The organism is Stenotrophomonas sp. Steno-C15 (assembly GCF_056393265.1).
Genome location: NZ_JBWJPF010000003.1, coordinates 127,122 through 142,209, shown reverse-complemented (window position 1 = coordinate 142,209; position 15,088 = coordinate 127,122). Strand labels below are relative to the sequence as shown.

The following is a 15,088-nucleotide window of genomic DNA, read 5'->3' as shown; positions in this document are numbered from 1 at the left end:
CGCCCTTGAAATATCGGCGGGCACCGATCAGGCCCTGCCGACGAGGACATGCTAGGCTCGGAATCTTCATGGGTACAGCACCAGATGCGGCCGGAACCGATGGATACAGATCAATGCAGCAGCGCGTCCGCTCCTCGCTACCAGCGGCTGTCCGATGAGCTGGCCGAGGCCATCCAGGGAGGGCGCCTGCCGGTCGGCAGCCGCCTGCCATCGCTGCGGCAGATGGCAGCACAGCGTCAGCTCAGCCTCAATACGGTGATCGCCGCCTACCGCCAGCTGGAAGACGCCGGCCTGGTGGTTCCGCGGCCAAAGGCAGGTTTCGAAGTGGCGCCGCGACTGTCAGTGCCGCAACGGTCGCTGCGCGATACCCCGTCGGCCCCCACCGCGCCGTTGCAGCAGGTGCTGATGGCACGCGTGCTGGAGGCGCAACGCCGCTCCGGCGTGATCGACCTCGCCTTCGCCGGGCCACGCGGGCGCCAGTTCTATCCTGGCGCCCAGCTGGCCCGGCACACCGCCCAGGTATTGCGCCACGGCCAGCAGACGGTCGAAACCTACGCACGCCCCAATGGCTCGCCGCGGCTGCTGGCGCAGATCGTGCGGCGCGGCCCGCGCATGGGCCTGCACACGCACAGCGATCGCCTGCTGCTGACCCACGGTGCGATGGAGGCGCTGCAGCTGGCACTGCGTGCGGTGACTCAGCCCGGCGATTCAGTGGGTATCGAAGCACCGTCGTACTTCAACCTGTATCCGCTGCTGGCCAACCTGGGCCTGCAGGCCATCGAACTGCCGACGCATCCGCAACAGGGCCTGGACGTCGATGCGTTGGAGGCGATGCTGGAGCACACACCGCTGGCCGCGCTGGTGCTGATGCCGACCGTGCACAATCCATTGGGCTGCACCATGCCGGTGGCGGCCAAGCAGCGTCTTGCCGAGCTGGTCAACGCGCGGCAGCTGCCGCTGATCGAGGATGCCGTGTACGCGGAACTGCAGTTCTGCGAGCCACCTGCGCCGCTGCTGAAGGCCTTTGACCGCGACGGCTGGGTGATGGTGGTCGGTGGTTTCTCGAAGACGCTGGCCCCGGACTATCGCATCGGCTGGCTCGACGGCGGGCGCTTCGCTGAACGCATCGCCCTGCTGAAGTTCCAGTCCACGGGCGGCGAGCCGCAGCTGCTGGGTGATGCCGTGGCCGCGTACCTGGAAGGGAGCGGATACGAACATCACCTGCACCGCATGCGGCGCCTGTATCGCGAGCAGGTGGGACGGCTGCGCCAGCTCGTGGCCGAGCATTTCCCGCCTGGCACACGCGCCACGGAACCACAGGGTGGCTTCCTGCTGTGGCTGGAACTGCCGGGCGTGGACACCCGCGCACTGTTCGAGCGGGCGCTGGAAGAGGGCATCGTGTTCATGCCCGGCCAGGTGTATTCGCGCGGTCCGCGCTACCGGCACTGCCTGCGGCTGTCGTGCTGCCAGACCTTCGACGCACGTTTCATCGCTGCCGTGGAGCGCCTGGGCGCCCTCGCGCGGGAACTCGCGGCCGGTTGATCGCAGCGGGTCGCAGGCTCCGCTCTACGGGAACTCAGCCCTCATGCAGGTGCATCGCCAGGGCCTGAGCATCGGCGCCCGGCAGGTGCGGCAGCCGTCCCCAGCATGGCATCGGCAACCGCTGCACCAGCGTGGCCACGTTCTCGTCCTGGCGCTGCATGGCCGGATCGATGTGATTGCCGATCCAGCCCAGGCACTCCACGCCGCTGGCCTGCAAGGAGTGCGCGGTCAATCTCGCGTGGTTGACGCAGCCCAGCCGCAGGCCGACCACCAGCACGACCGGCAGGTGCAGTGCCCGCACGATGTCGAGCTGGTCCAGGTGGACGGAGACCGGCGCCAGCCATCCCCCTACGCCTTCCACCACCACCACGTCGGCGGTGGCACGCAGGCGCTCGAACGCGGCGACGATCGGTGCCAGGGCGATGTCCACCCCGTCCTCGGCCGCCGCCAGTTCGGGGGCGATCGGCTGCCGCAGGGCATAGGGATTCACGTCGACGTAGTCCGGCAACGGCCGACTGGCCGCCTGCAGCGCCAGCGCATCCTCGTTGCGCAGGCCCTGCCCCAGATCCTGGCTGCCACTGGCCACAGGCTTCATTCCGACCGCTCGCAGGCCACGCCGGCGCAGGGCGTGCAGCAGCGCGGTGCTGGCCGCCGTCTTGCCGATCTCGGTATCGGTGCCGGTGACGAACAGCGCGGATGGCAGGGCAGCGGGCAACGGCATCAAAGGCTCCAGCGGGGCAACAGAGCGTGCATTATCGCTGGCCCGGCACGCTTGCTAGACTGCGGTCATGTTCGCCAATGCCTCGCTTACCGGCAGCAAGCCGGAACAATACGCCCAGTTGCTTGAACAGGCCCGTGGCCTGGTCCATGGAGAGTCCGACCGCATCGCCAACGCGGCCAATCTCTCGGCGCTGGTCTTCCACGCCCTGCCCGACCTGAACTGGGTGGGTTTCTATCTCTACGATGGCCAGGAGCTGGTGGTCGGCCCGTTCCAGGGGCTGCCGGCCTGCGTGCGCATTCCGCTGGACAAGGGCGTGTGTGGTGCCGCGGCCCGCCAGCGCGTGACCCAGCGCGTCGACGATGTCGATGCCTTTCCGGGCCACATCGCCTGCGACTCGGCCTCCCGCTCGGAACTGGTCGTTCCGCTGCTGCGCGGCGATGAACTGATCGGAGTCTTCGACATCGACAGCCCGAAGACCGGTCGCTTCGATGCCGATGACCAGGCCGGACTGGAAGCCATCGCGCGCGTCTTCGTCGAGGCGCTGGGATGAGTGCGCCGAAGCTGCGCAACATCGGTCCGAAAAGTGCGGCGTGGCTGCGCCAGGTCGGTCTGCGCAGCCGTGACGATCTGGCCGCCGTCGGCGCGGTGGGTGCCTTCGTCAAGGTCAAGCGCGCCGGCTTCAAGCCCAGCCTGAACCTGCTCTACTCGCTGGAAGGGGCCCTGCTGGACTGCCATTGGCAGGAACTGGGCGAGCCGCAGCGCGAGGCGCTGGTGCAGGACTACGAAGCGCGCATCGCCGCGCACCCGCTGAAGGCGGCCGGCCCGGCCTCGGGGCCGGTGCACGAGCAGCGTTTCGACGCAGACGACGACGCAGAAGAAGACGTGGCCGGAAGCGCCGACGAGGACTGATCGGCGCCGGCCGGATCAGGGCTGCTGCAACTCCAGCAGCTCGCCCACCAGGCCTGCCTCGCCACGCTCCAGCCTGACCCGCAGGCGCGTACCGTGGTCGATGCGCAGCGCCCAGCACAGCGACATCGGCAGGCCGCAGACCTGTGACAGCACCATGCGCAGCGGGCCACCGTGGCTGACCACGACGGTCGGCAGCGGGTCGTCATCGTCGAGCAGGCGGTCGAGCGCACGCGCGATGCGCCGCTCGAAGTGCCCCCAGCTTTCGCCGTTGGGCGGCGGATACGCATGCGGATCAGCATGGAATGCCGCCAGCGCCTGCTCCGGCAGGTCGAACAGTGCCTGCCCGTCCCAGTCGCCGAAGTCGAGTTCTTCCCACTCCTCGTCTGCATCCACGTCCAGCCCGCGCGGGGTGGCCAGCGCCATCGCTGTGTGCAGTGACCGCAGGCGGGGCGAGCTGATCACCCGCTCCCAGGGCTGCGTGGCGTAGGCCTCCACCAGTTCCTGTGGCAGGCGGGCCAGCTGCGGTGGATCGCTGCGGCCATCGAGGTACTCGTCGCGACCGTTGCCAGCGTGGCGGACCAGGTCGAGGATCATGCATGCGTCCTGTGCAGGCAACGCGGGGACAGCGGAAAACGGGCGGACATCGGCAACGGCACCACGGGATCAAGCAGCAATTCTAGTGGCTGGGGATCATCAGCTCCACAGACATTGCCGCATATACGCCGCACCGGGCATGCCGATGCCGTAGACTGCGCGCACTTCCAGGTGACCTGCGGCATGGCCGGCAGGTTGAAACGGGAAGCCGGTGACGCGTGAACCCACGCCATGCCGGCGCTGCCCCCGCAACGGTAAGCACGTCAGTTCCAGGCAACACCGCCACTGTGCCAACAGCATGGGAAGGCGCCTGGACGGTGGCCTCGCGCCGCCTGGCGGCAAGCCCGGAGACCGGCCCGGAAGCCTCAGGTCGCGATGCGGTGGGCATGGCGCTGGATGTCCGCAGCACTGCCTGCGGCATCGGCGCTTGCCTGCCTCCGCGGCTCCTCCCCTTCGCCACGCGGGCGTGCGTGGCACCTGGAGTCCCACGATGAAGCTGCAGTCCCGATTGCTTTCCCTGGCCGTATTGGCCGCCCTGCCCGCGTTGGCCCAGGCCGATGATGGCGCCCGCGCGCTCGATCCCATCCTGGTCACGGCCACCCGCACCCCCATCGCCCTGCAGGACAGCATCGCGCCTGCGCAGGTGATCGACCGGACGCAGATCGAGTCCAGCCAGGCCACTTCGCTGCAGGACCTGCTGCGTGGCCGCGCCGGCATCAACCTCACCAACGCCGGCGGCCTGGGCAAGCAGAGCTCGCTGTTCCTGCGCGGCACCAACTCCGGCCACACGGTGGTGCTGGTCGACGGCGTGCGCATCAACAGCGCCGATCTCGGCCTGGCGATGATCCAGGACCTGCCGCTGGCGCAGATCGAACGCGTGGAGATCGTGCGCGGCCCGCAGTCCAGCCTGTATGGCGCCGACGCCATCGGCGGTGTGATCCAGATCTTCACCCGCCGCAACCAGGGCGACTTCGCGCCACATCTGCAGCTGGGCGGTGGCAGCAATGGCCTGCGTGAGGCCAGCGGCGGCATCGGTGGCAGCAGCGAACGCGGCTGGTTCGGCGCCGACATCGCCTACCAGCATTCCGATGGCATCGATGCCTGCCGGGGCTCGGCCACGCTGTTCACCGGCTGCTTCGCCGACGAACCCGACCGCGACGGCTACCGCAACCTCTCCAAGAGCCTGCGCGGCGGCTACAACTTCAACGAGCAGTGGACGGTGGAGGGCAGCGCGCTGCGCGCCGACGGCCAGAACCACTACGACGGCTACTACAACTACTCCGAGACGCGCCAGCAGGTACTGTCCGGCAAGGTCCGCTACACGCCGGCCGAACGGCTGGTGCTGACCGCCAACGTCGGTCGCAGTGACAACGAATCGGACAACGTCGGCGCGGACGGCGTGCATGGCAGCGCGCAGACGCATCGTGACAGCGCGTCGCTGCAGGGCGACTTCGGCGTGGCCGAAGGCCAGCTGCTGAGTGCCGGTGTGGACTGGAGTGAGGACAACCTGGACGGCAGCAGTGCCGGCTATCGTGTCGACAGCCGTCGCAACACCGGTGTGTTCGTGCAGTACCAGGGGCGCTTCGGCCGGCACCAGTTGCAGGCCAGCGCGCGCAACGACGACAACCAGCAGTTCGGCAACCATGCCACCGGCAGCATCGGCTGGGCGATGGAGCTGGATCACGGCCTGCGCATCAACGCCAGCTACGGCACGGCCTTCAAGGCACCCACCTTCAGCGACCTGTATGACCCGTGGAGCGGCGTGCCGACACTGGATCCTGAGAAGTCGAAGAGCGCCAACCTGGGCATTTCGCAGCAGTCCCAGGGCTGGCGCTGGGGCCTGGATGTGTACGAGACCCGCATCGATGACCTGATCACCTACGATGCAGCCACCTTCAGGATGCAGCAGGTGGAGAAGGCGCGCATCCGCGGTGCCGAACTGACCGGCAGCGTCGTGCTGGCCGGCTTCGACATCGCTGCACAGCTGAGCTACACCGACCCGCGCAACCGCACGAACGGCAGCAGCCAGTTCGACAACTGGCTGCCGCGCCGTGCACAGCAGACGGCACGGCTGGATGTGGATCGCCGCTTCGGCGCATTCCGTGCCGGCCTGACCGTACAGGGTGCGGGCAAGCGCTATGACGATGCCGCCAACACGGTGAAGGTCGGCGGCTATGGCACGTTGGATCTGCGCGCCGAGTACGCGCTCACGCCATCGTGGTCGCTGCTGGCCCGGGCAACCAATGTGTTCGACCGCAGGTACGAGACCGTGGCGTGGTTCAACCAGCCGGGCCGCGAGTATCAGCTGAGCGTGCGCTACCAGCCGAAATGAGCAGGCGCGCCGGGCGCAGGCCCGGCGCTATACCGGGATGCGCGCGGCCAGGCCCGGCAGTTCGCGCAGATCGTCGATCACCGCCACCGCAGCTGCGGTGGCCAGGTCCAGGCCACGCGGATAACCGTAGCGCACCAGCACGATCGGCATTCCCGCGTCTTCCGCCGCGCGGTAGTCGGTCAACGAATCACCCACCATCAGGCATGCATCCACCGGCACGCCGAAGTGTGCCGCGATGTGCCGCAGTGGTTCGCCGCTGGGCTTGCGCTGCGGCAGCGAATCGCCGCCCAGCACCAGCGCGAACGCATCGCCGATGCCCAGATGCTGCAGCAGCGGCGGCACCAGCGCTGCAGGCTTGTTGGTGCAGATGGCCAGCGGCACAGCGCGTTCCCGCAGCTGCGCCAATGCTTCGGCCACACCGTCGAACAGGCGTGGGCTGCGCAGCAGGCACTCACGGTAATGCACCATGAACACCGGCATGACCTCGGCCAGATCGACCTGCCGCCCTGCGGCGTGCACGGCCTGCTCGACCAACCGGCGGACACCGTCGCCAATCCAGCCCAGCACGGTGGCTTCCGGCACACGGGCCAGGCCGATGTCCTCCAGCGTGCGGTTCAGGGCTTCGGCGATATCGGCGGCGCTGTCGACCAGCGTGCCATCGAGGTCGAACACGACCAGCGGATAGGGATACGACACGCAACGCACCTGTACGACGTGGGGCTGCTCATTGTATGCCGTGTGCGCATCGCACCGGGATGTCATGCAGGTTCCACACGCGCCGGTCGCCAGTCCAGGTCCTGGAAGGCCGGGCTGGCGAAGCACTCGCCCAGGAAGTCGAGGAACCGCCGCATGATCGCCGACTGCTGGCGACGCGATGCGTACACCGCATGAATGCCCAGCTCGTCCAGGGTATACGCCGGCAGCAGTTCCACCAGCTCGCCACTGCGCAGCAACGGCGCCACCTGGTAGGTGGGCAGCATCGCGATGCCCGCGCTGGCGCGAACGGCTTCCAGCAGCAATGACGCTTCGTTGGCGCTGATGTTGCCGCCCACCGCCACCGACTGCGAACGTCCGTCGCGGTGCAGGTGCCACAGGCTCTTGCCCACGTAGTGATGGGTCAGGCAGTTGTGTGCCGCCAGATGTTCCGGGGCGGTCGGCGTGCCGCGCACCTCCAGGTAACCGGGCGTGGCGCACAGCACCGAGCGGCACGTGGCCAGCCGTCGCGCGATCAGGCTGGGATCGATCTGCCGGGCGATGCGTACCGCCAGATCCACCCGCTCCTCGACCAGATTCACCGTGCGATCGACCAGCAGCAGTTCGATGCGCGCCGCCGGATGACGCTTGACGAAGTCGGCCACGGCGCGCGCCAGATGGCTCTGCCCGAACGAGACGCTGGCGGTCACCCGCAGCGTGCCATGCGGTTCGGGATCGTCGCTGGCCAGTTCGCCCTGCAGCGCCTCGCCGATCTCCAGCATCTGCCGGAAGCGCGCCAGCGCCGCCTCCCCCGGGCCGGTCAGGCTGACCCGGCGCGTGGTCCGGTGCAGCAGGCGCGCCCCCAGCCAGGCCTCCACCTCGGCGAGGTAACGGGTGACCATCGCCCGCGACATGTCCAGCACCTCAGCGGCGGCCGTGAGGCTGCCGCGCTCGGCCACCTCGATGAATACGGTCATGGCAGTCAGTCGATCCATCTGCTCGATTCATGCAACAAACAAGCGCGTTATACGCTGTTTTTCGGACAATTACAGCGTCCTACAGTGGCCCTGTCGTCTTCCCCTCCCCTTGCTTATGGAGTTCGCCATGAAAATCGCCCTCGTCGGTGCCACCGGCAACATCGGCCGCCAGATCGCGCGCCACGCGCTGGCCGCTGGCCACGAATTGACCCTGATCGTGCGCAGCACGCAGGACCTGCCGGCGGAGCTGGCCGGTGCCCATCCGGTGATCGCCGCGCTGGATGATCCCGACGCGCTGGCCGCGGCCATCGCCGGCCACGACGTGCTGGCCAGCGCCTACGGGCCACGTCCGGGCGATGACATCAGCCGCGTCGGCGAAGTGGCCGGACAGCTGGCAGCCGCGGCACGCAAGGCCGGGGTGCCGCGCCTGGTCGTGGTCGGCGGTGCCGGCAGCCTGGAAGTGGCACCGGGTGTGCAGCTGGTCGATACACCGGATTTCCCGGAGGCGTACAAGCCTTATGCACTGGCCCACCGCGAAGCACTCAAGCGCCTGCAGGCGGTAGACGACCTCGACTGGACGTTCTTCTCGCCGGCCGCGGAAATCGGACCGGGCGAAGAGCGTGGCCAGTACCGCGTGCAAGCCAAGGCCTTCCTCGCCGACGCCAGCGGCCACAGCCGCATCAGCTACGCCGACTATGGCGCTGCCTTCGTGGCCGAACTCGAGGCACATGCCTACCCGAAGCAGATCATCACTGCGGCGTACTGATCGACCTACATGCCGGGCATGGCCCGGCGCTGCACAAGGAGTTCCGCATGCGTTCCGTTGCCCTGCTGCTTCCGCTTGCACTGGTCACCAGCTTCGCCAGCGCCCCGCTGCTGGCCGCGCCGGCTGCCCCGGCGCCGGCCACGGCGGCGAAATCACAGCTGCACCTGCAGTACTTCCATCCTGGCCCGCAGGCGATGTTCTCCGTGTCATCGGTGCTGATCGAAGGCCGCCACGATGCGATCCTGGTCGACGCGCAGTTCGCGGCCAGCGACGCGCGCAGGCTGGTCGAGCTGGTCCGTGCCAGCGGCAAGCAACTGACCACGATCTACATCAGCCATGGCGATCCGGATTACTACTTCGGCCTGGCCACGCTGCAGGACGCCTTCCCGCACGCACGCATCGTCGCCACGGCGCAGACCGTGGCCCACATCCAGCAGACCCACGCCGGCAAGCGTGCCTACTGGGGCCCGAAGATGGGGGCCGACGCACCGGCGCGCATCGTTGTGCCGCAGGTGCTGGAGGGCGACGCGCTGCTGCTGGAAGGGCAGCGCCTGCCCTTGATCGGACTCGATGGCCCTACGCCGGACCGCAGCGTGCTGTGGGTGCCTTCACTGCGCGCGATCGTCGGTGGCATCCCGGTGGTCGCCGGCGAGCATGTGTGGATGGCCGACACGCAGACCCCGAAGTCGCATGCCGACTGGCTGCAGGCCCTGCAGCGACTGCAGGCACTGAAGCCGCAGGTGGTGGTACCGGGCCATTACGCGCAAGGGGCGGCGCTGGACGCCAGTGCGCTGCGCTTCACCGCCGGGTACATCCGTGCGTTCGACGCGGAAGCGGCCAAAGCGAAGGACAGCCAGGCGCTGGTGAAGGCGATGCAGGCGCGTTACCCGCGGGTGGAGGGCGTGGAATCGCTGCAGCTGAGCGCGAAGGTGGCCAAGGGCGAAATGCAGTGGCCGTGAGGCAGGACCGCGGTCAGGGGCGGTGCGGATCGTTCGACGCCTGCTCGAACAGCTCCCCCTGCACCACCGGTTCCTTGTCGCGGAAACCGCCCAGGCCGACGCCCACCAGGCGATAGCGCGTGTCGGCCGGCAGGTCCACGCGCGCGCGCAGCGCCAGCGCGGCATCGCGCAGCTCCTCCATCGATTCCGGCGGGCGGTCCGGGGTGAAGCTGCGGGTAAGGATGCGGAACTGCGCCGTCTTCAGCTTCAGCACCACGGTGTGGCCCACGCGTTCCGTCCGGCGCGTGGCGTTCCAGGTCCTCTCTGCCAGCTGCACAATGGCCTCGCCCAGGTCTTCAAGCAGCAGGTCCTCGGCAAAGGTGTCCTCGGAAGAGATCGACTGCACCGGCTGGTCCGGCTCCACCGGCCGTTCATCGACACCGCGTGCACGGTTGTAGAGGCTGCGGCCAAAGCTGCCGAACGCGTCCTCCAGATCCGCCAGCGCCCATTGCCGCAGGTCACCGCAGGTGATGATGCCGCGCGCCGTGAGTTTGCCTTCCATCACCTTGCCCACGCCGGGCACGCGGCTGACCGGCAGCGGCGCCAGGAATGCGTCCACCCGTTGCGGTGGAATAACGAACTGGCCGTCGGGCTTGCGCCAGTCCGAGGCGATCTTGGCCAGGAACTTGTTCGGCGCGATGCCCGCTGAAGCGGTCAGCTGGGTCTCGTCGCGGATCTGTGCGCGGATCGTGCGTGCGATCTCGGTCGCCAGCTCGATGCCACTTTTCGGCTCGGTCACGTCCAGATAGGCCTCATCCAGCGACAGCGGCTCGACCAGGTCGGTATGGCGCAGGAAAATCTCGCGCACCTGGCGCGACACGGCCTTGTAACGCGCGAAGTCCGGCGGCACGAAGATCGCGTCCGGGCACAGGCGCTCGGCACGCATCGCCGGCATCGCCGAACGCACGCCGAACACGCGCGCTTCGTAGGACGCCGCGCATACCACCGAGCGCGCACCGCGCCACGCCACCACCACCGGCTTGCCGCGCAGTGAGGGATCGTCGCGCTGCTCCACCGACGCGTAGAAGGCGTCCATGTCGACGTGGATGATCTTGCGCAGTCGGGTCATGTCAGGTGTACGGGGCGGGTTCGGCGTGGGTGGGCCACACGCCGAGGTATGGTCGTTGCACATCAACAGGATGCGCGTATTCCATTGAAAACACTACGGTTGCGTACGGTTGAAATGTTTGATCGGCAGCGCTTCCAAGGGCATTCTCGAGCACTTGTATCCCTGTTCGTCGCTTCCAGGATTGCGTTTCATGACTCGTCTCCACGCGTTCAACCGCGACCAGCTGCTGGCCAGCGCACGCGGTGAACTGTTCGGCGCCGCCGCCGGCCGTCTGCCCAACGACCCGATGCTGATGTTCGACCGCATCACCGACATCCGCGAGGACGGCGGCCCGCATGGCAAGGGCATGGTACGCGCCGAACTGGATATCCGCCCGGACCTGTGGTTCTTCGGCTGCCACTTCATCGGCGACCCGGTGATGCCCGGCTGCCTGGGCCTGGATGCGATGTGGCAGCTGACCGGCTTCTACCTGACCTGGCTGGGTGCTCCCGGCAAGGGCCGCGCCCTGGGCTGCGGCGAGGTCAAGTTCACCGGCCAGGTACTGCCGGACGCCAAGCGCGTGCGCTACGAGATCGACATCACGCGCGTCATCAACCGCAAGCTGGTGATGGCCCAGTCCGACGCCCGCATGTATGTGGACGATCGCGAGATCTACAACGCTCGCGACCTGCGCGTGGGCCTGTTCACCGAAACCGGGAGCTTCTGATGCGTCGTGTCGTCATCACCGGCATGGGCATCACGTCCTGCCTCGGCAATGATCTGGATACCGTCTCTTCCGCACTGCGCGACGGGCGTGCCGGCATCACCGCATTGGCCGACCACGCCGAAGCGGGCCTGCGCAGCCAGATCGGCGGCCGTGTCGACCTCGACCTGGACGCCCTGATCGACCGCAAGCAGAAGCGCTTCATGAGCGATGCAGCAGCGTTCGCCTACATCGCCATGCGCGATGCCATCGCCGATGCCGGGCTGGACGAGGCGCAGGTCAGTGGCCTGCGCACCGGCCTGATCGCCGGCTCCGGCGGCGGCTCCAGCGAGTGGCAGATCGGCGCGGTCGATCTGCTGCGTGCACGTGGCGTGCGCAAGGTCGGCCCGTACATGGTGCCGCGCACGATGTGCTCCACCGTGTCGGCGTGCCTGGCCACCGCGTTCCAGATCAAGGGTGTGAGCTACTCGCTGTCGGCGGCCTGCGCGACGTCGGCGCACTGCATCGGCGCCGCCGCGGACATGATCCGGCACGGCGCGCAGGACATCATGTTCGCCGGCGGTGGTGAAGACCTGCACTGGTCGATGAGCGTGATGTTCGATGCGATGGGCGCGCTGTCGACCAGTTTCAACGACACCCCGGCCAGCGCGTCGCGCCCCTACGACAAGGACCGCGACGGCTTCGTCATCGCCGGTGGTGGCGGCATGCTGGTGCTGGAAGACTACGATCATGCGGTTGCGCGCGGCGCACGCATTTATGCCGAGCTGATCGGTTATGGCGTGACATCCGATGGTGCGGACATGGTGGCACCGTCCGGCGAGGGCGCGGTGCGCTGCATGAAGATGGCACTGCAGAACGTGGACCGCCCGCTGGACTACCTCAACACGCACGGTACCTCGACCCCGCTGGGCGATGTCACCGAACTCAACGCGATCCGCGAGGTGTTCGGCGAGGCCGTGCCGCCGCTGTCCTCGACCAAGGCGCTGTCCGGCCATTCGCTGGGCGCGGCCAGCGTGCACGAAGCCATCTACTGCCTGCTGATGATGCGCGATGGCTTTGTTGCCGGCTCGGCCAACATCAGCGAGCTGGACCCGGCGGTGGAAGGCTTCCCGATCCTGCGCGAAAGCCGCGCACAGGTGCTGGACACGGTGATGTCCAACAGTTTCGGCTTCGGCGGCACCAACGCGGCCCTGGTGTTCGGTCGGGTCTGATCGCCCGCCATTGGCCTGCACGGTCGCCGGGCGCGGCAGCAGCGGCAGCAGCAGGGCGTGCGCGTCGCGCAGCGAGCCGACGATGCGATGGCCGAGCGCGCGCAGTTCCTCATCGGGATGCACCAGGTCCGGCACCTGGATCACGGTCATGCCTGCGGCCAACGCCGCACGGGTCCCCGCAGGTGAGTCCTCCAGCGCCAGGCAGCGCTCCGGCGCCTGCCCCAGCCGCTGTGCGGCCAGCAGGTAGATGTCCGGCGCCGGCTTCGGCCGCGCCACGTCGCCACTGGTGATCACTGCATCGAAGTACGGCAGCAGGCCGGCAGCGCCCAGCTTGCGGTTGGCCCGTGGCTGACGCGTGGTGGTCGCCACCGCACGCGGAATCGCATGCGCCTTCAGCAGTTCCAGCAGCTCCAGGATGCCCGGCCGCAGAGGCAGGCCGGTCTGCGTGCGTTGCTCATACAGATCATGGCAGCGCAGCGCCATCGCCTCGATCACACTGTCCTCCACGCCCTGCTGGCGCAGCAGCGATTGGCTGTCGCGATCGCCAAGGCCGACCATGCGCACGAAGAAGGATGCATCCAGCGGCAGGCCGAACGCTTCGGCAGCCTCACACCAGCAGGCGATGGACACCCGCTCGCTGTCGATCATCAGGCCGTCCATGTCGAAGATGACGGCGTCGGGAAGAAACGGCAGCGCAGCGATGACAGTCATGGAGCGAACAGCGTATCCAGGTCGGTGGAGGTCAGCAGCCGCCATTGCCCCTCGGCCAGCCCCTCCAGGTCCAGGCCACCGACGCGGCTGCGGTGCAGTGCCTGCACATGGTTGCCGGTAGCGGCGAACATGCGGCGCACCTGATGGTAGCGGCCTTCATGCAGTACCAGGCGCGCCTTGCGTGGACCCAGCACCTCCAGTTCAGCCGGCAGCAGGGCGGTCTTCTCCGACTCCAGCATCAGCGTGCCGCTGGCGAACAGGGCCACTTCGTCGCCGCGCAGGTCTTGGGCCAGCTCCACCTCGTAGACCTTGGGCAGTTTCGACTTCGGCGAGATGATCCGGTGCAGCAGGCCGCCATCATCGGTCAACAGCAGCAGGCCGCTGGTGTCGCGGTCCAGCCGGCCGACCGTGGACAGCACCGGGTCGCGGTCGCGGAAACGCGGCGGCAGCAGATCGTAGATCAGGCGGCCGGTGTCCTTGGTCGAGCAGGTGTAGCCGGCCGGCTTGTGCAGCGCGATCGACAACCCCGGCGGCGGATCCAGCGGCTCGCCGTCGACCCGCACGGCCTCGTGCGACACCTGGTCGTCGGCATACAGCACCTCGCCGTCGGCATCGGTGATACGGCCTTCGCGGAACATCCACTGCACCTGCTTGCGGCTGCCATAGCCCAGGTTGGCGATGTGCTTGACCAGCTTCATCGGCCCTTCCCCTTTACCGCTTCGACCAGCTTGAACCCGTCACGCTCGGCGACCACGCGCACCGCGCCGAAGCTGTCGTTGAGCGTGTGTTCGTACGGCAGGTGGCGGTTGGCCACCACATACAGGCGACCACCCGGGCGCAGCGCCTGCGCCGCCACGGCGATGAAGCGCTGGCCGATATCCGGCCGGTCCGCGCGCGACGGGGTATGGAACGGCGGATTGCTGATGATGACGTCGTACCCCGGCTCGATGCCGGCGGTGACGTCCCGCCACAGGAAGCGCAGCGGCAGCGGGCGCGGCGGTGGTGCAAGATTCAGCTCGGCCAGTGCCAGGGCCCGCTGCTCGGCTTCGTACAGATCCAGCGCGGTGATCTTCGGGCAACGCTCCAGCAGCTCGCGCGACAGGTAGCCATAGCCGGCCCCGAGGTCGGCCGCGCATCCGGCCAGATCGGCCGGAAGGTGCTCGGCCAGCAGCGCCGAAGCCGGGTCGATGCGGTCCCAGGCGAACACGCCCGGGCGGCTGAGGAAGCGGCCACCCACGATCGGCCGCACCGCATCCAGCGCGCTCCAGCGCTTGGCCAGGTCGGCATCGTGCTGGCCCTGCAGTGGCGGGGTCCAGTACACCCGGCAATGGTTCTTGGTCAGGCTGCCGCCGAGGCCGGCCAGCTGCTTGAGGTCGCCTTCGCCGGAGCGCGCGCCCTCGTTGTTGGACTGGCAGGCGACGATGCGGCCCCCTTCTGCGGCCAATGCCAGGGCACGGGCGAACAGCGCGCGGGCCTCCTCGCGCTGGCGCGGCGGCAGCACCAGCACCAGCGGGTAGCGGCCCCGGCCCGCGACATCGTCAAGCTGGCCGCTGACGGTCCAGCCGGCGGCCTGCTGCAGGGGCTGCGCGAACGGCGCAAAACTCTGCTCGCAGTGCACCTCACGCCCGCCGGCCTGCTCACGCAGTGGCCAGCCGTCGCGGGCACGCAGGAACGCAACCGGCCCGTCCGGCCAGCGCAGCGCGCCCTGGGAGAACGGCAGGAACAGGGTCTGCAGGGGGGCGTCGTCGCTGGCGGCCATCGGCGCGGTTACTTGAAGCGTGAGGGCCGTCCATTGTACCGGCTCGCGCGGTCCGGCCCGGCAGGCCACTTTGCGAAACTTCAACGGGGCATTGATGCCCCAG

15 protein-coding genes, 1 pseudogene and 1 riboswitch are annotated in these 15,088 nt (G+C 68.4%); of the genes and pseudogenes, 8 read left to right on the top strand and 8 right to left on the bottom strand.

Features of this window, described 5'->3' with window-relative positions; translation table 11 throughout:
* The first annotated feature begins 99 nt into the window (after positions 1 to 99).
* A complete protein-coding gene (locus AC06FB_RS04205) occupies positions 100 to 1,542 on the top strand; it encodes an aminotransferase-like domain-containing protein (RefSeq protein WP_478053414.1) in 1,443 nt (480 codons plus the stop codon).
* Positions 1,543 to 1,576: 34 nt separating this feature from the next.
* Here the strand turns inward: AC06FB_RS04205 and bioD are convergent, their stop codons facing one another.
* Complete coding sequence (gene bioD, locus AC06FB_RS04200) at positions 1,577 to 2,263, bottom strand: dethiobiotin synthase (protein ID WP_262100753.1); 687 nt, start codon at positions 2,261 to 2,263, stop codon at positions 1,577 to 1,579.
* 67 nt (positions 2,264 to 2,330) lie between these two features.
* Here bioD and AC06FB_RS04195 point away from each other — a divergent pair, with 67 nt between their 5' ends.
* On the top strand, positions 2,331 to 2,813 hold the full coding sequence (locus AC06FB_RS04195) for a GAF domain-containing protein (RefSeq protein ID WP_053518280.1): 483 nt from the start codon (positions 2,331 to 2,333) through the stop codon (positions 2,811 to 2,813).
* Positions 2,810 to 3,172: a TfoX/Sxy family protein gene (locus AC06FB_RS04190; protein WP_253119835.1), complete on the top strand. Its 363-nt coding sequence runs from the start codon at positions 2,810 to 2,812 to the stop codon at positions 3,170 to 3,172. The genes AC06FB_RS04195 and AC06FB_RS04190 overlap by 4 nt, the downstream gene beginning before the upstream one ends.
* A gap of 15 nt (positions 3,173 to 3,187) precedes the next feature.
* Here the strand turns inward: AC06FB_RS04190 and AC06FB_RS04185 are convergent, their stop codons facing one another.
* Entirely contained in the window at positions 3,188 to 3,766 is a 579-nt protein-coding gene (locus tag AC06FB_RS04185) for a histidine phosphatase family protein (RefSeq protein WP_065175373.1), read from the bottom strand.
* Between the two features lie 152 nt (positions 3,767 to 3,918).
* A riboswitch (cobalamin riboswitch) is annotated at positions 3,919 to 4,140 on the top strand.
* A gap of 116 nt (positions 4,141 to 4,256) precedes the next feature.
* On the opposite strand from AC06FB_RS04185, the gene btuB reads away from it, so the two are divergent.
* A complete protein-coding gene (gene btuB, locus AC06FB_RS04180) occupies positions 4,257 to 6,098 on the top strand; it encodes a TonB-dependent vitamin B12 receptor (protein ID WP_478053413.1) in 1,842 nt (613 codons plus the stop codon).
* A 27-nt stretch (positions 6,099 to 6,125) separates the two neighbouring features.
* Here the strand turns inward: btuB and gph are convergent, their stop codons facing one another.
* Both gph and AC06FB_RS04170 read right to left on the bottom strand, forming a co-directional pair.
* On the bottom strand, positions 6,126 to 6,794 hold the full coding sequence (gene gph, locus AC06FB_RS04175; RefSeq protein ID WP_053518272.1) for a phosphoglycolate phosphatase: 669 nt from the start codon (positions 6,792 to 6,794) through the stop codon (positions 6,126 to 6,128).
* A 62-nt stretch (positions 6,795 to 6,856) separates the two neighbouring features.
* The gene (locus AC06FB_RS04170) at positions 6,857 to 7,786 is read right to left on the bottom strand and encodes a LysR family transcriptional regulator (RefSeq protein WP_065175376.1); all 930 of its coding nucleotides are present in this window, start codon (positions 7,784 to 7,786) and stop codon (positions 6,857 to 6,859) included.
* Positions 7,787 to 7,895: 109 nt separating this feature from the next.
* Between AC06FB_RS04170 and AC06FB_RS04165 the strand changes: the two genes are divergently transcribed.
* Positions 7,896 to 8,534 carry an NAD(P)-dependent oxidoreductase gene (locus tag AC06FB_RS04165; RefSeq protein WP_065175377.1) on the top strand — a complete coding sequence of 213 codons (639 nt, stop codon included), beginning with the start codon at positions 7,896 to 7,898 and terminating at the stop codon, positions 8,532 to 8,534.
* Between the two features lie 47 nt (positions 8,535 to 8,581).
* Complete coding sequence (locus AC06FB_RS04160; RefSeq protein ID WP_478053412.1) at positions 8,582 to 9,493, top strand: MBL fold metallo-hydrolase; 912 nt, start codon at positions 8,582 to 8,584, stop codon at positions 9,491 to 9,493.
* 13 nt (positions 9,494 to 9,506) lie between these two features.
* Here the strand turns inward: AC06FB_RS04160 and dinB are convergent, their stop codons facing one another.
* Positions 9,507 to 10,601 carry a DNA polymerase IV gene (gene dinB / locus AC06FB_RS04155; protein ID WP_478053411.1) on the bottom strand — a complete coding sequence of 365 codons (1,095 nt, stop codon included), beginning with the start codon at positions 10,599 to 10,601 and terminating at the stop codon, positions 9,507 to 9,509.
* Positions 10,602 to 10,791: 190 nt separating this feature from the next.
* On the opposite strand from dinB, the gene fabA reads away from it, so the two are divergent.
* Entirely contained in the window at positions 10,792 to 11,307 is a 516-nt protein-coding gene (fabA, locus tag AC06FB_RS04150; RefSeq protein ID WP_053518264.1) for a 3-hydroxyacyl-[acyl-carrier-protein] dehydratase FabA, read from the top strand.
* A complete protein-coding gene (gene fabB / locus AC06FB_RS04145; RefSeq protein ID WP_478053410.1) occupies positions 11,307 to 12,515 on the top strand; it encodes a beta-ketoacyl-ACP synthase I in 1,209 nt (402 codons plus the stop codon). The genes fabA and fabB overlap by 1 nt, the downstream gene beginning before the upstream one ends.
* Positions 12,516 to 12,545: 30 nt before the next feature.
* Here the strand turns inward: fabB and AC06FB_RS04140 are convergent.
* The 3 genes and pseudogenes from AC06FB_RS04140 to AC06FB_RS04130 all read right to left on the bottom strand — a co-directional run.
* Positions 12,546 to 13,226: pseudogene (locus tag AC06FB_RS04140) on the bottom strand (HAD family hydrolase); the annotation flags it as partial.
* Positions 13,223 to 13,924, bottom strand: coding sequence for a pseudouridine synthase (locus tag AC06FB_RS04135; RefSeq protein WP_414487738.1), 702 nt, complete (start codon positions 13,922 to 13,924; stop codon positions 13,223 to 13,225). The pseudogene AC06FB_RS04140 and the gene AC06FB_RS04135, both read right to left, overlap by 4 nt.
* Entirely contained in the window at positions 13,921 to 14,985 is a 1,065-nt protein-coding gene (locus AC06FB_RS04130; protein ID WP_414487739.1) for a class I SAM-dependent methyltransferase, read from the bottom strand. Before AC06FB_RS04130 ends, AC06FB_RS04135 begins: the two co-directional genes overlap by 4 nt.
* Between the last annotated feature and the right edge of the window lie 103 nt (positions 14,986 to 15,088).

Coding starts and splice junctions, on each gene's coding strand:
- AC06FB_RS04170 (WP_065175376.1), bottom strand. CDS start 7,786: ATGGATCGACTGACTGCCATGACCGTATTCATCGAGGTGGCCGAGCGC.
- AC06FB_RS04130 (WP_414487739.1), bottom strand. CDS start 14,985: ATGGCCGCCAGCGACGACGCCCCCCTGCAGACCCTGTTCCTGCCGTTC.
- dinB (WP_478053411.1), bottom strand. CDS start 10,601: ATGACCCGACTGCGCAAGATCATCCACGTCGACATGGACGCCTTCTAC.
- AC06FB_RS04205 (WP_478053414.1), top strand. CDS start 100: ATGGATACAGATCAATGCAGCAGCGCGTCCGCTCCTCGCTACCAGCGG.
- bioD (WP_262100753.1), bottom strand. CDS start 2,263: ATGCCGTTGCCCGCTGCCCTGCCATCCGCGCTGTTCGTCACCGGCACC.
- fabA (WP_053518264.1), top strand. CDS start 10,792: ATGACTCGTCTCCACGCGTTCAACCGCGACCAGCTGCTGGCCAGCGCA.
- AC06FB_RS04185 (WP_065175373.1), bottom strand. CDS start 3,766: ATGATCCTCGACCTGGTCCGCCACGCTGGCAACGGTCGCGACGAGTAC.
- btuB (WP_478053413.1), top strand. CDS start 4,257: ATGAAGCTGCAGTCCCGATTGCTTTCCCTGGCCGTATTGGCCGCCCTG.
- fabB (WP_478053410.1), top strand. CDS start 11,307: ATGCGTCGTGTCGTCATCACCGGCATGGGCATCACGTCCTGCCTCGGC.
- AC06FB_RS04160 (WP_478053412.1), top strand. CDS start 8,582: ATGCGTTCCGTTGCCCTGCTGCTTCCGCTTGCACTGGTCACCAGCTTC.
- AC06FB_RS04195 (WP_053518280.1), top strand. CDS start 2,331: ATGTTCGCCAATGCCTCGCTTACCGGCAGCAAGCCGGAACAATACGCC.
- AC06FB_RS04135 (WP_414487738.1), bottom strand. CDS start 13,924: ATGAAGCTGGTCAAGCACATCGCCAACCTGGGCTATGGCAGCCGCAAG.
- AC06FB_RS04165 (WP_065175377.1), top strand. CDS start 7,896: ATGAAAATCGCCCTCGTCGGTGCCACCGGCAACATCGGCCGCCAGATC.
- AC06FB_RS04190 (WP_253119835.1), top strand. CDS start 2,810: ATGAGTGCGCCGAAGCTGCGCAACATCGGTCCGAAAAGTGCGGCGTGG.